This is a genomic window from Streptomyces antioxidans (assembly GCF_000968685.2).
Classification (GTDB): Bacteria; Actinomycetota; Actinomycetes; order Streptomycetales; family Streptomycetaceae; genus Streptomyces; species Streptomyces antioxidans.
In genome coordinates this window covers 63,472-79,575 of the sequence record NZ_LAKD02000043.1, presented here as the reverse complement: position 1 = coordinate 79,575, position 16,104 = coordinate 63,472, and the positions used below count along the sequence as shown (strand labels likewise).

At 72.2% G+C, this 16,104-nt stretch carries 13 protein-coding genes and 1 pseudogene; 7 read left to right on the top strand and 7 right to left on the bottom strand.

Annotated elements, in window-relative coordinates; genetic code table 11:
* Positions 1 to 159: 159 nt before the first annotated feature.
* Positions 160 to 696 (bottom strand): ATP-binding protein, encoded by a 537-nt coding sequence (locus VT50_RS17835; RefSeq protein ID WP_046089132.1) that lies wholly within the window; start codon positions 694 to 696, stop codon positions 160 to 162.
* A complete protein-coding gene (locus tag VT50_RS40460) occupies positions 693 to 887 on the bottom strand; it encodes a DUF5999 family protein (protein ID WP_075200488.1) in 195 nt (64 codons plus the stop codon). The genes VT50_RS17835 and VT50_RS40460 overlap by 4 nt, the downstream gene beginning before the upstream one ends.
* Positions 888 to 1,243: 356 nt before the next feature.
* On the opposite strand from VT50_RS40460, the gene VT50_RS17825 reads away from it, so the two are divergent.
* Positions 1,244 to 3,547, top strand: a complete 2,304-nt coding sequence (locus VT50_RS17825; protein WP_240529198.1) for an ATP-binding protein — start codon at positions 1,244 to 1,246, stop codon at positions 3,545 to 3,547.
* 198 nt (positions 3,548 to 3,745) lie between these two features.
* On the top strand, positions 3,746 to 5,488 hold the full coding sequence (locus VT50_RS17820) for a pyridoxal phosphate-dependent aminotransferase (protein ID WP_046089130.1): 1,743 nt from the start codon (positions 3,746 to 3,748) through the stop codon (positions 5,486 to 5,488).
* A gap of 19 nt (positions 5,489 to 5,507) precedes the next feature.
* Here VT50_RS17820 and VT50_RS17815 read toward each other — a convergent pair whose 3' ends face one another.
* On the bottom strand, positions 5,508 to 5,978 hold the full coding sequence (locus tag VT50_RS17815; protein ID WP_053048751.1) for a hypothetical protein: 471 nt from the start codon (positions 5,976 to 5,978) through the stop codon (positions 5,508 to 5,510).
* Positions 5,979 to 6,190: 212 nt separating this feature from the next.
* On the opposite strand from VT50_RS17815, the gene VT50_RS17810 reads away from it, so the two are divergent.
* Entirely contained in the window at positions 6,191 to 7,051 is an 861-nt protein-coding gene (locus VT50_RS17810) for a helix-turn-helix domain-containing protein (protein WP_046089129.1), read from the top strand.
* A gap of 5 nt (positions 7,052 to 7,056) precedes the next feature.
* A complete protein-coding gene (locus tag VT50_RS17805) occupies positions 7,057 to 7,293 on the top strand; it encodes a DUF397 domain-containing protein (protein WP_046089128.1) in 237 nt (78 codons plus the stop codon).
* Between the two features lie 106 nt (positions 7,294 to 7,399).
* Here the strand turns inward: VT50_RS17805 and VT50_RS17800 are convergent, their stop codons facing one another.
* A complete protein-coding gene (locus VT50_RS17800) occupies positions 7,400 to 8,554 on the bottom strand; it encodes a M20 family metallopeptidase (protein WP_046089127.1) in 1,155 nt (384 codons plus the stop codon).
* 50 nt (positions 8,555 to 8,604) lie between these two features.
* Positions 8,605 to 10,266, bottom strand: a complete 1,662-nt coding sequence (locus VT50_RS17795) for an AbgT family transporter (RefSeq protein WP_206269426.1) — start codon at positions 10,264 to 10,266, stop codon at positions 8,605 to 8,607.
* 93 nt (positions 10,267 to 10,359) lie between these two features.
* Between VT50_RS17795 and VT50_RS17790 the strand changes: the two genes are divergently transcribed.
* A complete protein-coding gene (locus VT50_RS17790; protein ID WP_046089126.1) occupies positions 10,360 to 11,373 on the top strand; it encodes an Lrp/AsnC family transcriptional regulator in 1,014 nt (337 codons plus the stop codon).
* A 24-nt stretch (positions 11,374 to 11,397) separates the two neighbouring features.
* Positions 11,398 to 11,682 (top strand): annotated as a pseudogene (locus VT50_RS17785) (SRPBCC domain-containing protein); the annotation flags it as partial.
* Between the two features lie 7 nt (positions 11,683 to 11,689).
* Here the strand turns inward: VT50_RS17785 and VT50_RS17780 are convergent.
* Entirely contained in the window at positions 11,690 to 12,523 is an 834-nt protein-coding gene (locus VT50_RS17780; protein WP_046089125.1) for an MOSC domain-containing protein, read from the bottom strand.
* Positions 12,524 to 14,080: 1,557 nt separating this feature from the next.
* Between VT50_RS17780 and VT50_RS17770 the strand changes: the two genes are divergently transcribed.
* Positions 14,081 to 15,253, top strand: a complete 1,173-nt coding sequence (locus VT50_RS17770; protein ID WP_046089124.1) for a transglycosylase family protein — start codon at positions 14,081 to 14,083, stop codon at positions 15,251 to 15,253.
* 113 nt (positions 15,254 to 15,366) lie between these two features.
* On the opposite strand, the gene VT50_RS17765 is transcribed toward VT50_RS17770, so the two are convergent.
* On the bottom strand, positions 15,367 to 16,101 hold the full coding sequence (locus VT50_RS17765; RefSeq protein ID WP_046089123.1) for a DUF429 domain-containing protein: 735 nt from the start codon (positions 16,099 to 16,101) through the stop codon (positions 15,367 to 15,369).
* Between the last annotated feature and the right edge of the window lie 3 nt (positions 16,102 to 16,104).

Sequence of the window (16,104 nt, the reverse complement as noted above, 5' to 3'; positions counted from 1 at the left end):
CCCGGAACGCGATCGGCGAGGCCCGGAGGCGGAAGGCGTGGTGAGGGCGTTCACCATTCCGTCCCCGGGCCGTTCGGTATCACTGTGTGGGTACGAGGCGTGAAGTCGTCTATGGCATCTCCCTTCGTCGACAAACGATCATGGGTAGTCGGCAAACGGTCACGGGGGCATGCGGGCCTCTTCCAGGGCGGCCTCCAGGGCGACGGCCGGCGGGTGGAGCTCGAACCAGACGACCTTGCCCGCCGCCGTGCAGGTGGATCCCCAGCAGCGGGAGAGCAGGTCGAGCAGGTGGAGTCCGCGCCCGCCCTCGTCATCCCCGCACGCCCGGCGCACCCGGGGCCGCGCGGGGTCCTCGTCCGCCACCTCGCAGCGGAAGGCGCGGTCGACGGAGCACAGGGAGAGGGTCAGCCGGATCGGTCCGCACGCGTGCCGCACGGCATTGGTGACCACCTCGCTGACGAGCAGTTCGGCGTCGTCGGCGAAGTCGTGCAGCGTCCACGCGGAGAGCTGGGCGACCGCCAGCCGCCGGGCCATCGGCACCGAGGACGGCTCGGAGGGGAGCAGCCAGGAGGTCCCGCCGCTGGTGGCGGGAAGGGCCGTCCCGGGCCGGCGCTCGGTGCTCAGGGGGGAGCCGCGCGTGAGGGTCGCGGCGCTCAGCGGGAAGCCGTGCGTGAGGGTGAGGGTTGCGGCATTCATGCTGGTGGGTCGGGGCTGGTCCGGGGGGCGGGGATGGCCCGCCCGTCGGGAAGGATTTCACCCGTGTCCGCGAAGATCACCACTCCATTGCAGAGCAGGCTCCATCCCTGCTCTGGATGGGAGGCCACCGGACGCGCCGAATCATGGTCGGGTGCGTCGGCGGGAGGACATGGGGGTTGATGGAGGCACATGGTCCGAACCTTCGATCTTCCGCCAAAGGGGTCGGCGGAACTCACCGAGGCCACCATCCTGGCCGGGCGCGGCAGGATGCGGCGAGGGGAGATATCCCCGCATCGGTACCCGTTCCCGCTTCCCTCAGCCCCCTGGCGCGGTCACGGTCGGCGAACGCGGCTCACTCTGGGTAGGCCGCGCCCGGGCCGGGTGCGGCGGCTCCGGCCCGGGCATAGCCTGGAGGCAGGGCTCCGGGTCCGTACGGGCACAGGTTCCATCCACCCGGGGCAGGTACGAGGCATCGATGGGTGCGGTGGCGACAGGCACCCCGACCGGGCGGCAGACAGTGAGGCTGCCGGCCGAGGTGACGAGTTTCGTGGGACGTCGGCATGAGGCGGCCGAGGTCAAGCGGATGCTGTCCGCTTCCCGGCTGGTCACCCTGACCGGGGTCGGCGGGGTCGGGAAGACCCGGCTGGCGCTGCGGGTCGCGGACGAGGCGCGCCGGGCCTTCCCCGACGGGGTCTGGCTGGCCGAACTGGCCGAGCTGGACAACCCGACACTGCTCGCCCAGGGCGTCACCGAGGCGCTGCAGATACGCGACCACTCCTCCCGCCCGGCGATGGACATCCTCGTCGACCATCTGCGGGACCGCCAGGCCCTGATCGTCCTCGACAACTGCGAACACCTCCTGGAGGACTGCGCCCGGCTCGCCGACCGGCTGCTGCGCGCGGCCCCCCGGCTGCGGCTGCTGGCCACCAGCCGTCAGGCGCTGGGCACCGCCGGTGAGCAGAGCCTTGCCGTGCCCACCCTGGGGCTGCCGGACCCCGACGGGCCGCGGCCGTCCCTCGCGGCGCTCGCCCGGTGGGACGGGGTGCGGCTGTTCGTCGAGCGGGCGGCGGCCATCGTGCCCGGGTTCGAGCTCAGCGAGGACAACCGGGACGCGGTGGAGCTGATCTGCCGCCGGCTCGACGGCATCCCGCTGGGGATCGAGCTCGCGGTCGTCCGGCTGCGCGCCCTGTCCGTCCAGCAGCTGCTGGACCGGCTCGACGACCGGTTCCGGCTGCTCACCACCGGCTCCCGTACGGTCCTCCCCCGCCACCGGACGCTGCGGGCGCTGATCGACTGGAGCTATGAGCTGTGCACCGAGCGGGAGCGGCTGCTGTGGGCCCGGGCCTCGGTGTTCGCCGGAAGCCTGGACCTGGAGGCGGCCGAGGCGGTCTGCTCGGGCGAGGGCATCGACCGCGGGGAGATCCTGGACCTGGTGGCCGAGCTGGTGGACAAGTCGGTGCTGCTCAGGGAGGAGCACCCGACGGCGGTGCGCTACCGGATGCTGGACACGCTGCGCAGTTACGGCCGTGAGCGGCTGGCCGAATCCGGGGAGGAGACCGTACGCGTGCGGCGCCACCGCGACTACTACCGCGGGCTCGCGGCGGACGCGCGGGCGGCGCTCTTCGGACCGGCCCAGGTGCAGTGGTTCACCCGGCTCCACCTGGAGCACGCCAATCTGCGCACCGCCCTGGAGAACTGCCTGGCCGAGCCCGAGCAGACCGAATGCGGCCTCGACATGGCCGCCGATCTGCTCTACCACTGGATCACCAGCTACTACCTCGGCGAGGGCCGCCGCTGGCTGGACCAGGCCCTCGCGCTGTGCACGGAACCCGACGGGTCGCGGGCGCGGGCCCTGTGGACCAACAGCTGGCTGGCCGTCATCCAGTCCGACGTCGACGCCGCCACGGCCATGCTCGAGGAGAGCCGGTCCCTCGGCACCCGGCTGGGCCTTGAGCCGGTGCTCGCCTATGCCGCGCTCTACTCCGGCATGGTCGCCATGTACCGGGGCGAGACCCGGTCCGCGATCGCGCTCTACGAGGAGGCGGTGGCCCGCCACCGCGCGACCGGCGATCCGGTCGGGCTGGCGCTCGCGCTCATCCGGCTCTCGCTCGCCCACTCCTTCATCGGCGACTCACCGGGCGCCATCGCCCACGGCGAGGAGTCGCTTGAGGTGTGCGACGCGTACGGGGAGGGCTGGCACCGCGCCTACACGATGATGGCGCTCGGCGTGGACGTCTGGCGCCAGGGCGACACCGTCAGGGCGGCCGCCCTGGAGAAGGAGAGCCTCACGTTCAACCGCTCACTGGACGACCCGCTGGGCGTCGGGGTCAACCTCGAGGTGCTGGCCTGGATCGCGGCCACCGAACAGGACCACTCGCGGGCGGCCAGGCTGCTCGGCGTCCTGGCGACCCTCTGGCACGCCATCGGCGCCCCGCACTCCGGCTATGGGCACCTGGCCCGCTACCACGAGGAGTGCCAGGCCGCGGCGCGGGGCGCCCTGGGCAAACCGGCCTTCAACGCGGCGTACCGACAGGGCGCCCGGCTGTCCCTCGCCGAGGCGCTGGAGTACGCGCTGGAGGACGAACTGCCCAGCGGGGAGGCGGCGGTGGGCGAGCAGCCGTCGCCGCTGACCCCCCGGGAGTCCGAAATCGCGCAGCTGGTCGCGCAGGGGCTCAGCAACAAGGAGATCGCCTCGTCCCTGGTCATCGCCCAGCGCACGGCCGAGGGCCATATTGAGCACATTCTGAGCAAGCTGGGATTCACCTCGCGTGCGCAGGTGGCGGTCTGGGTAGCGGAACAGCACCGCGACACCGAGGCCGATGACGAACGCCCGCCGGAGGATACGGCCTGAAGGCCCCGCCGCCATTTTCAAGGGGCAAGGGGCGGAATTCTATTCGAGAGCGGCGCAGGTGTCCCAGAAGTTCTCACAACCCCCACGAAAATCCTCGCCCGCCCCACCTTCGAGAGATCATGCGTCAGGCTCGAGGGACGAGCCGCAACGGCCGTGTCAGCGCGTCGACGCGGCCCATGCGACCGAGGAGGTCCCGCCGTGACTGTTGCCGCAGTCGGCAATACCGGTGATGCCACGCAGCTTTTCCGTGGCACCGCCCACAGCCCGTCGTTCTCCGCGCTCAACCGCGCCGGGGTCACGGGCGGCGGACAGGAGCTCGTGGACTTCTGCATCCCCTGCAACCCGTACTTCCCCACCCCCGCGATGTTCGCCGTGATGGCGGTTAGGCTGCGGGACATCCTCACCTACTACCCGAGCTCCGCGGAGACCATCACCGCGGAACTGGCCGATGTGCTCGGGCTGCAGCCGCAGACCATGGCGATGGGCAACGGCTCGACCGAGCTCATCACCTGGATCGACCACCTGCTGGTGAAGGAGAGCCTGGCGGTGCCGATCCCCACCTTCGGCCGCTGGACCGACCAGCCGATGGAGACCGGCAAACGGGTCGACCTGTTCCAGCTCCCGGAAATGAGCGGATTCGCGCTCGACCCCAACGCCTTCGTCAACTTCGTGCGCTCCCGGGGCTCCCGGGTCGCCGTGATCTGCAATCCCAACAACCCCGACGGCGGGCTGGTGTCCCGCCAGGCCCTCATCGGCATCATGGACGCCCTGGCCGACCTCGACCTGATCGTGATCGACGAGTCCTTCCTGGAGTTCGCGGACGCCGAGGCGTATCCGAGCGTCGTGGACGAGGCCATCCTGCGCCCGAACGTGATCGTGCTGCGCAGCCTCGGCAAGAACTTCGGGCTGCACGGGGTCCGCTTCGGCTATCTGGTGGCCAATCCCTCGCTCGCCGTGCGGATCCGGTCCCGGCTGCCGAAGTGGAACCTCAACTCCTTCGCCGAGGTCATCGTCTTCATGTTGAAGCGGTACCGCCAGGAGTACGTGGAGAGCCTGCGCATGCTCAGCCACGACCGGCAGCAGATGACCACCCAGCTGGCCGGGCTGCCCGGGATGACGGTCTACCCCTCCCAGGGCAACTTCGTCTTCGTCAAGCTTCCGGCCGGGACGGACGGCGGCTGGGTCCGCGACCAACTGCTCTCCCAGCATGGGGTGCTGGTGCGCGAATGCGGCAACAAGCTGGGCAGCAGCAGCCAGTTCATGCGGCTGGTGGTGCGCTCCCAGCCGGATGTGCAGCGGCTGCTGACCGGGCTGAGCACGGTGCTGTACGGAACGTCCTTCTACGCTCCGCAGATCGGCTGGGACCAGCAGCCGCCGCTGCCCCCGGGGTACGCGGGGTCCATGGGGCCCCTGGGAGTCACCTCCCAGGCGCAGTCCCTGGACTACTCCTACCAGCAGCCGCCCCAGCTGCCCGCGGCGCCGGTGGCGCTGGAGCCCCAGCCGATGTACTCCGCACCCGCCCTCCCGGCCCCGCAGGGCGTCTCCGGCGACCCGTACGGGCAGGCGTCCTTCGCGGGCGCGGGCGCCCCGCCGGAGTACGTCCAGCAGCAGCCGCTCGCGGAGCTTTCGCCCGCGTATGTGGCCACTCCCCCGGTCCAGCCGCCCCTGTACCAGGCCCCGCAGCCGCGAACGGTGCAGGGCCAGGGGTCGTTGACGCAGATGGCGCCCCAGCCGCAGGGCGCGCAGTACCAGGGCGCTCCGACGCCGATGGAGCGGACGCAGACCATGACCTACGACCCCGCCGAGCTGAGGGCCGCGGCGGCGGCAGCGGCCCCGGTCGTTCCCCTCAGCGAGCAGGACGACGACCCGACCGGCCAGACCCCGGCGCTGCAGCGCTATCCGCGCCCCGCGGCATACCTCCAGGACGACTCGATGGCGTGACCGGGCTCCGGTGCCGGGGTCATGACCGGCGCGTCCGGTCCTCGCACGGCCAGGCCGGGGAGACCCCGGCCGCCGCGCAGACCGCGATGTGCAGCAGCAGGGGATGGGTGTACGGCTCCCCGTCGGCCGGCCAGTGCACCACACCGGGCACCGCGCTCCCCGTGGGGCCGGTCCGCCGCCCGGGCGGGCCGGTCACCATGGCGCCGACCGCGTAGACGGCCGGTGCGGGCCAGTCGACCCCGACGTCCGAATGGGGCGGCACGATCCACCACCAGCACCCGGCGCCGGTGAGCACGCATCCCGCCCGGGGCAGCAGGGCCATCACCCCGGGGCCGTGCCGCTCGGCGATCCCCACCGCGTCGTAGGCCCGGTCCGTACGCAGCGCCGCGGGCGGTCGAAGGCGATGGCGGCCGGACACCGCGGGGGATCCCCACCGGCCGAACGGGCCGGGGACGAGACCGGTCAGCGCACCGGCGAAGGCGTACGTCATCTAGGGGCACTTCACAGAGGTCGGGCCGATGGTGCCTGCGGTCGCCGCGGCGGGGCGCGGTAACGGGATCATGCCGCAACTATGCGCAGCGCCGGGGACACTTGGCAAGGCCCACTCTGAATTGTGCAGAGTCGTCAATGCAATGTGTCCGATCCGCACTGGCCATGGCACACTGCGGACATCAGCGTTGGGGAAGCCAGGGAGGGATTCGGGTGAGCGAACCGCGGTCGGCACCGACCGTGGGTCAGGTCGTCCTCGGCAAGAGGCTGCAGGATCTGCGGGAGAAGGCGGGGTTCAGGCGGGACGAGGCGGCCAGAGTGCTGCGGGTGGCCTCCGCCACCATCCGCCGCATGGAGACCGCCGAGGTCGCGCTGAAGGTCCCGTATGTCCAGCTGCTGCTGGACGCCTACGGGATCACCGGTGAGGAGCTCGACTCGTTCATCACCCTGACCGAAGAGGCCAACAAGCCCGGGTGGTGGCAGCGGTTCCACGACATACTGCCGGACTGGTTCAGCGTCCACGTCAGCCTGGAGGGCGCGGCCGAGATGATCCGGGCGTATGAGCCGCACTTCGTGCCCGGGCTGCTGCAGACCGAGGACTACGCCCGCGCGGTCATGCAGACGGGGGCCGTCGGCCAGGCCGGCCCCCGGCAGGCGGACCGCCATGTGGCGCTGCGCATGGAGCGGCAGGGCCTGCTCACCCGGCGGGATCCGCCCCGGCTGTGGGTGGTGATGGACGAGACGGTGCTGCGCCGGCGGGTGGGGTCGGCGGCGGTGATGCGCCACCAGATCGACCGGCTGCTGGACGCCGTGGAAATGCCGCACATCACGCTGCAGATCACGGAGTTCTCCTCGGGACACCATCCGGGCACCTACGGGCCCTTCGTCCTCTTCCGCTTCGCTGTACCCGAACTGCCGGACATGGTCTACGTCGAGTACCTGACCGGCGCCGTCTACCTGGATGAGCGCATCGAGGTGGCCTCCCATCTGGAGGCCATGGACCGCATGGCGGCCCAGGCGGCAACCGCACGACGCACAAAGGAAATCCTCCGGGATTTCCGCAAGGAGCTCTGATCGGAATGGATCGCATTCACAACGGCATGCGCGCGAGCGACCTCGGCAGCGAGGGCTGGCACAAGCCGTGGAGTGGTGGTAACGGCGGCAACTGTGTCGAGGCCATGAAGCTGGACGACGGCCGGGTGGCGATCCGTCAGTCGACCGATCCGGACGGTCCGGCGCTGATCTACACCCGCAGCGAGATCATCGCCTTCATCCAGGGGGCCAAGGCGGGCGAGGCGGACTTCCTCATCCGCTGAACCACCTGCCGTGCGCCGACGCCGACGGCCGGGCGGGCCGTCGGCGTCGGCGTCGGCGTCGGCGTTCGAGGCGGGGTGCGTCGGCGCTGAGCGTCGCGGTGTGCCGTTAGGCGGCGTCCGCCGCCAGCGCCCGCAGCAGGCCGACGGTCAGCGCGGTTCGGGCCGGGATCGGGGCGAGCACGGTGTGTTCATGGCGGGCGTGGGCACCGGAGCCGAGGGCGCCGAGCCCGTCGAGGACCGGACGGCCCAGCGCGGAGACGAAGTTGCCGTCGCTGGCACCGCCGACCGCGGTCTCCGCCAGCTCCCAGCCGTGTTCCGCGGCGATCGCCCGGGCCTGCTCGAACAACCGGCGGGACGCCGGGTTGGGAACCATCGGGGGACGGTTCCACTCGCCGGTGACGGTCAGCCGCACCCGCTGGTCGGAGGGGGCGAGGGCGTGCAGTGCGGTGTCGATCCGCTTCATCTCCTCCGGTTCGGCGATCCGTACGTCGATGCCGCAGCGCGCCTGTGCGGCGATCACATTGCGCCCCGTACCGCCGCTGATCAGCCCCACGTTCACCGTGGTCCCCCGCTCCGGGGCGCTGAGCGCGGCGATCCGCGGGACGACCTCCGCCAGTGCGTGAATGGCGCTCGCGCCCGCGAACGGGTCGAGACCCGCATGCGATTCGACGCCGTGGGCCGTCACATCGAACAGCCCGACGCCCTTGCGGGAGGTCTTGAGCGCCCCGTCCAGCGAGGCCTCGAAGACCAGGGTGGCCAGGACGTCCTCGCTCAGCCGCTCGATATGGCGGCGGGACGCGGGGCTGCCGATCTCCTCGTCGCCGTTGAGCAGCAGCCTCACCGAGGGGTGGGGCAGCCCCAGTTCGCGCAGCAGCCGCAGGGTCCAGACGGCCTGCACCAGGCCCGTCTTCATATCGAAGACACCGGGGCCGCTGGCCCGGCCGTCCTCGATCTCGAAGGGCCATTCGGCGAGCGTTCCGACCGGCCACACGGTGTCGTAGTGGCACAGCATCAGTACGGTGCCGGGGGCCGTGCCGCGATAGGTCAGGGCGAGCACATCGCCGTACGGTGCGCAGTCGTGGCGCTCGGTCCCGTCCGGCTCGCCGAGCCGTTCCACGACCCAGCCGCCGATCGTGGCCAGTCCCGCGTCCAGCAGCCGCTTGTCGTCGCTCGGCGTCTCCAGTTCCACCAGCGCCCGCAGGTCTTCGGTCATCTCGGGCAACGCCTGGGCGGTGGCGGCGGCGAGGTCGGATGGGGTCATGCGATGGGGGTCCTTCCCGGGGATGGCGGGGGTGGGGGAGCCGCTGGGGATCAGCGGACCGGTGCGCCGGGGCCGAGCGGTATGCCCAGCGCCCACCAGACGTAGAAGAGCAGGGTCCAGGCCACCAGCATGGCCAGGGACAGCGGCAGGGTCAGCGAGGCGAGGGTGCCGATTCCGGCGGAGCGCCGGTAGCGCTGGAGGAAGCCGAGCGCCATGACGAAGTAGGCGCTCATCGGGGTGATGGCGTTGGTGCAGGAGTCGGCGATGCGGTAGACGGCCTGGGTGGCCTCCGGGGGTATGTGCAGCAGCATCAGCATCGGCACGAAGACCGGGGCCACCAGCGCCCACATGGCCGAACCGCTGGTCATCGCCAGATTGATCACCGTGCACACCACCACGATGCCGAGGAAGGCGACCGGTCCCGTGACCCCGAGGTCCTTCAGCAGGTCGGCGCCGCGGATGGCGAGCACCTGGCCGACGCCGGTCCACTTGAAGTAGGCGAGGAACTGGGAGATGGCGAAGAACAGCACCAGGATGGGGGCCATGTCCCGCATGCCCTGCGCCATGAAGTCCGGGATGTCACGGCCGCCGCGCACCGTGCCGGCCGCCCGTCCGTAGACCGCGCCGAGGAGGGCGAAGAGCAGTCCGAGCACCACGGCGATGCCGGAGAGCACGGGTGACTCCACGATGCTGCCGCCCTCGCCGCGCAGCGGTGACCCAGTGGGAATCATCGCCACCACGATCACCGCGAGGAAGCCGACCAGGGCGACGGTGGCGCGGCGCAGCCCGCGGCGCTCCTCGGGCGCCAGGGCGAGCTCGACGCCCCCGGTGGCGGTCTCCCCCTCGGTGGCTTCCCCGTCCGCCTCCTCGGGCTCGGGCGGCAGTGCCGCCACCCGCTTCACCAGCACCTTCTCGGTGACGAACGTGATCACGGCGGCCAGCACCACCGAGGAGGCGAGGGAGAAGAAGTAGTTGGACAGCGGGGTGACGACATAGCCGGGGTCCACGGTGTGCGCGGCGGCCGTGGTCAGCCCGGACAGCACCGCGTCCATCGGGGTGATCAGCGGACTGGCGTCATAGCCCGCCGATACGCCTACGAAGGCCACCACGATCCCCAGCAGGGGACTGCGCCCGACGGCCCGGAAGGCCATCCCGCCCAGCGGGACCAGCGCCACATAGGCGGCGTCGGAGGCGATGTGGGCGACCATCGAGGTGAAGGCCAGGGCGAAGGTCATCCAGCCCGCCGGGACCTTGGCGACACCGGCCCGCAGCGTCGCCGCGAGCAGCCCCGACCGGTCGGCGACGGCGACACCGAGCATCACGACCAGAATGGTGCCGAGCGGTGGGAAGGTGGCGTAGTTGGTGATCGCGTCGCTGATCATCGACCGCACCCCGTCGACCGAGATCAGGCTGCGCACGGCCACGGTCTTGTCCGTCGATGGATCGACCGCGGAGACGTCCGCGGTGGCGAGCCCCCAGCTGATCAGGGCGAGGAAGGCGCTGAGGATGGCGAACAGGTAGAAGGGATGGGGAAGTTTGTTGCCCGCGCGCTCGACCGCGCCGAGCACCCGGAGCAGTGCGGACAGCGCCGCCGAGGAGTCCCCGGGCGCGTCGGGAGACGGTTTGCCGGGGGTGTTGTCGGGTGTGGTCGTGGTGTCGTTGGAACTCACCGTCCGCACTCCTTCATCGACGACGCCGTAGTGGTCGTCCATTAGAGAAGGCATGACGGAATGAGGCAAGTAAAAGACTCGTTACGCAAGAATGATTCACTCATGGAGCACCTATCGCACGATAGATTCGTATCCATGCCAGCCGTTCCGTCCATCCCACCGGTGCTCGACGACGCCGACCTCGATCTGGTGGCCGCCCTGCAGGTGGCGCCGAGGGCGCCGCTGAGCGCGCTGGCCGAGGTGCTCGGCAGCTCCGCAAGCACCGTCGGCCGCCGGCTGGCCCGGCTCGCGGAGGAGCGGCTGCTGCGGGTGATCGGGCAGGTGGAGTGGCCGATGCTGGCCGAGGGCAACCCCCTGCACATCTGGGTGGCCACGGCCCCGGGGCAGGCGTGGCAGGTGGCCCGGCAGCTGTCCGAGCTGCCCGAGATCCCGTTCGTCGCCACCACCACGGGCCGCACCGATGTCTACTGCTCGCTGCACGCCACCCGGCGCGACCGGGCGCGTGAGCTGCTGGTGACACGGATCCCGTCGGTCCCCGGTGTGCGGTCGGCCCACACCCAGCTGGTGCTGCGGGCGACGGCGAAGTCCGACTCCTGGCGGCTGCGGCGGCTGGACGACGCGCAGGTGCGGGCGCTGCGGGAGGTGGCCGATCCGGTGGAGGAGCCCGCGTCCTTCACCGGGTTCGGCGACGATGAACTGCGGGCCATGGAGCTGCTGCGCCGGGACGGCCGGGCGAGCGCCGCCGATGTGGCGCGCGGGCTCGGCATCAGCCGGTCCACCGCCTACCGGCTGACCCAGTCACTCCTCCAGCGCGGTCTTGTGCGACCGCGCGTGGAGGTCGAACCGGCGCTGCTCGGCCATCCGCTGGAGGCCGTCATAGAGCTGCATGCCGCGCCCGGGGCCATCCAGGAAGTGGCCGACGCGCTGGCCCGGCACCCCTCGGCGCGCTATGTCTCGATCGTGGCGGGCACCTCCTCGGTGATCCACCACGGAGTGTTCCGGAACGAGGACGGCCTGGCCGAGCTGCTCACCCGCGATCTGGCGACGCTCCCCGGCATCACCGCCTGCGAGGTGTCGGTGGTCCTGGACGTGCTGCGCCGGTACTGGATCGGCCGCGAGGACGGACGGCTGCTGTGCCAGGACCGATGAGTTCCGCCCGAGTCGGTCGACCTCGACGTCCGGCCGGGCGGCGCCTGGAAGGCGACCGTCACCACACTCGGGGGCGAGATGCCGATGCGCGGTGTCTACCGCGAGGTGGTTCGCCAGGAGCGGCTGGTGTGGATGCTGGACCTGCCGCAGGGTGCGATGGAGAGGTCCGCCACCCTGGCCGATCTGGACGGCGGCCGGACCCGGGCGGTGCTACGGCAGCCGACCCCGCCGCGGGAGCAGTGTGCCCAGGCCGAGGAGGGTGCCGGTCAGCTGCTGGACTCCTTCGCCGAGGTGCTCGCGTCGCTCTGAGCCCCGGTCACTCCTCCGGCGGCGGCCCGTCCCACTCGATGACGTCCACCTCGTCGCCCACGGCCAGCTTTCCGGCGCGGGTCACGGAGAACTGGCAGCCGAACAGGGTGGCGCCGCCGGGGCGGCGCCGGTAACCGGCCATGGTGCGCAGCGGCTCGGGGCCCGCCTTGACGCCCTCGCTCTGATCGACCGTCGTCACGACGCACCGGGTGGTGTGCTTGGCGAAGCCCAGCTCGGCGCCGCCGATGGCGATCCTGCGGACCCGGTCCTCCCGGTGGGGTTCGTCCCATCCGCCGATCACGATGCCGGGGCGGAAGCGGTTCATCGGCAGTGGAGCGCCACCGGCCCCGGCGATCCGCTCGTTCAGCCCGTCCAGGCTGGCCCGGGAGAGAAGGTGCACCGCCGCGCTGTCCGCGTAGCCACAGGTGCCGGGGATCCATCCCTCGGTCACCCGGTCGTGCTCCGGGGGCACCCGCACCAGCCTGCTCGGCGCGCCCAGGAACCGGGAGAGCCACATGGCGGCGTCCTCGCCCTGGTCGATGCCGAGGTAGGGCGTGTCGAACACGGTGACCTCGCGCCGGGCGGAGGTGGTGTCGATGTCGATGGCCACCTCGTCCTCACCGGGCGCGGACAGGGTGAGCCGGGTGCCGTGCGGGTCGATGGCGGGGCGGATGAGGGCGAGCTGGGGATCCCGCCGCTGAGTGCGGCACGCCGCGTCCTCGCCGATGACCATGAAGCCGCGGTCGTGTTCCAGACCCGCCTTCGTCAGCAGCGCCTCGGACCGGGAGACGCCCGCGCAGCCCTTGATGGGATAGCAGATCAGCTCGACGACGGTGGCCACGCGGGCACCTTACTCCAGGGGTGGCGGGGTCTCCGCGCGGCCGCTCGGGGCGCCCCTTCTCCCCCGCCCGGTGCCCGACCGGCGTTTCATGGCACGGCCCGGCGCCGCCATGCGCCCCCGGCCCGGTGTCCAGCGGGACGGCGTAGCTCCAGGTACGCCAAATGACCGACCACGTACGGCCGGTGACCACCGGCATGCGCCGTAGGCGCGCTGCGCCTCCCGTCGTCTGAACCCAAAACGAACCGTTTCCAGGAAGCGGCGGACGAGGCCGCGGGAAATGCACGGCCCCCGGCGCCGCCCGGGGTCCCGGGGCCGGCGGGGTGAAGAGCGATTATTCCGCGGCCGCTCCGGTGGGCGGCCGGAAGGGAGGAAGTCGATGTGAGGCAATGATATGCGCGGCCGCGCGGTTCCCGCTATACACGGGCGGTGTGATTCTCCGCCAGTTCCCCGCCGCCATGACGACCGGCCCTTTTCGGAGAACTGCCACGGTGCACCGGCGGTCGGCGCGACGACGCGCGACAGGAGATTCGGCAAACGCCAAGTCATGTACGTTCTGGGGCCCATGAGTTGACAGGAGTGCCGAGCGGCTGACCCGGTTCCGCGGGCCATACCAGAGGTAAGAGGGCTTACGGGTCGGGCCCGGGTTCCGCGTCCGATGCCCTCGGCCGCCTCGCCATCTCCGTGTCGTCCGCCCGCCGTATCGTCGACGTCTCCCGCCGTATCGCCGCCCGGGACCGCGTCCGCCCCCGGCCGGTCCCGGCCCCGAGTGCCAGGGTCCGGCGGCGGGCCCCGTCGATACGTTTCCGCCTCCCGCCGCGCACCGGGGAAACTCCGCCGGGCGCCTCCGGCACGTTCGCGCAGGTGTCCCCCGCTTCCCCGCCCCACCGCAAGGCCGTCCTATTTCCCGCCCCTCCCGACGTCTCCCGCTCTCCCCTTCCTCTCCTCCTCTCCCCGGCATTCCCCGGATGCCGGGGAGAGGTCCGGAGCGGCCGGTTCCAGCGCGGTGCCGCGCGGTTACGGCCGCCTCCCCGGGTCCGGCCGCCAAGTGGCCGATCTTGACCGGGCGGTGACGCAATAGCGCCGGGGAAGATCCCGTGCCGCGCGGACGGCCAGCACCAGCCGCCGTATTGAGCCGCCCGCCGCTCGTCCGCGCTTCAACTTCCCGTAGGCCAGCGGCAATTCGCCCCGACCGCCGTCCGAGACCGGTCACCGATCACCCGCAAACCAATCCGGCGGAATAGCGCCCGCCCCTCCCGGCGCCCCGGAGATTCATTTCCCGCCGTACGAGGACGTCCGGCCGCGGATGATCGCCCGCGCCCGCCCCCGGCCCACCGCTCCCGCCCCGGCCCCGGCCGTGCGCCCCCGGCCCTCCATGCGCCTCCCACCGCGCAGCTGAGGGCGCGTCAGTCGATACCGGGGGTGGCACCGGACGGCGCGCGGCCGCCCATGAGGCCCCCTGCGCCTTGTAACCGGCGGGGCCTGGCTGCGGTACTCGTACTGCCCGCCGGGTCCTCCGGAGGGCGACGTCGAGAGCCGTTGTGGAGAGGAACCAGCCTCATGGCCGTACGAGGAAGTCACCGACGCCCCGCATCGCCCAGCCGGGTCTCGCCGCTGTGCGCGGCGCTCACCGCGGGCGGTGTCGGCATCGTCCTGCCGTTCCTCGGCACCGGCGCCGCCCACGCGGCCCCGGTCGACACCTGGAACCGGGTCGCCAAGTGCGAGAGCGGGGGCAACTGGCACATCAACACCGGCAACGGCTACTACGGCGGACTGCAGTTCTCCCAGCACACCTGGGCGGCGTTCGGCGGCACCGGCTACGCACCGCGGGCCGATCTGGCCTCCAAGGCCCAGCAGATCACCGTGGCCGAGGCGGTGCTCCGCGCACAGGGCCCCGGCGCGTGGCCGGTGTGCTCCGTCCGCGGCCGGCTGACCCGGTCCGGTCCACCCGCCGGAGTGGCGGGCCAGAACGCCCACCCCCGCGCCCAGCACCCGGCCAAGCCCAAGAAGTCCGCCAAGTCCGCCGCGAAGTCCCGGGCCCGGCAGCACACCACCCGGCACGCCGCGGGATCCGGCTCCTACGCGGTCGTCCGTGGCGACACACTGTCCCGCATCGCCACGCGTGCGTCCGTCAGGGGTGGCTGGAAGGCGCTGTACCACGCCAACCGCGGGACCGTCGGCCCCAACCCGCATCTGATCCACCCCGGGCAGCGGCTGGCCCTGCCCGCGGGCTCCCGGCATCCGCGCAAGGCGGCGCCCCACAAGGCGGCGCCCCGCCACCGCGCCTCGACGGTCTCCAGCCACACGGTGGTCCGCAAGACGGCCGCCCGCCCGCATACGGCACCGGTCAGCGGGCCGGTCAGCGGGGCGTACGGCACCCGCGGCGCGCGGTGGGCCAGCGGACACCACACCGGCGTGGACTTCGCGGTGCCCGTCGGCACCTCCGTACGCGCGGCCGCCCCGGGCACCGTGGTGGCGGCCGGATGGGGCGGCGCCTTCGGCTACCAGGTCATCGTCCGCCACGCCGACGGGCTCCACACCCACTACGCGCATCTGTCGGCGCTGACGGTCCGCACCGGGCAGTCGGTCGGGGCGGGCGACCGGATCGCCAGGTCCGGCAGCACCGGCAACGCCACCGGACCCCATCTCCACTTCGAGGTCCGCACCGGGCCGCGCTACGGGTCCGACATCGACCCGTTGGCCTATCTGCGCTCCCACGGCGTCCGCCTCTGACGCCACACACCGGACGCGCCGCGTCCGCACGGTCCATCTCCGAGGGGTGGGGGAAGGGGAGGCCGCCCGGGGCACGGCCCGGGCGGCCTCCCGCCATCCGCGCGGGGACCGGTTCAGTACCAGATCGCCACGGGCAGCCCGGCCCCCGTCGTCTGGGGCGGATCGGGAAGGCTCCGGGCGGCCCGGAGCGCGATGCGCCGCGCGCTCCAGGCCGCCGCCGCGGCGTCCAGGACGTCGTCGGGCGGCACCCGTCCGGCCGGTCCGGGGTCATCGGGCAGGACGATGCCACCGCCCGCCAGCAGCCTGCGGCGCACGGCCTGCCCGCTCCAGCTCTTCTTGCTCCAGGACACCGGCCGCCCCTCGCCGAGGGCGGCGAAGGAGACCTCGGGATGGACCTCGTACAGCCGGTGGTCGCCCCCGTCGCGGCAGGCGTTGGCCTCGCGCAGCTTCGCCGCCAGCCCCCACGACTGACGGCTCAGCCCCTGACCGGTCAGCCGTCGGCACACCGCGTTGGCGCCGTCGTAGCCGTCCGCCTCCCAGACCTCGCGCGGCGGTACGGAGAAGACCCGGGAGCGGTGCGGTGCCACCATCGCGGTGGCCAGGGCGTCGGCCTCGCGCCAGCCCTCCGCCAGCAGCCCCAGCGGCATGTCGACCGCCACCACGGCGGCGTCCGGCACCCGGCCGAGCAGCGCGCTCAGCGCCTCGGCGGTGTCCGCCCCGGCGAAGCGGCCCTCCTCGTCCAGGGTCACGGCCACCCACCCGGTGCGGCAGGCGTCCACCCCCACGACGGGCGATTCGGCGCATCCGGGTGCGGGCGGAGTGTGAAAAGCATCGCGACGGGAACCCATGCG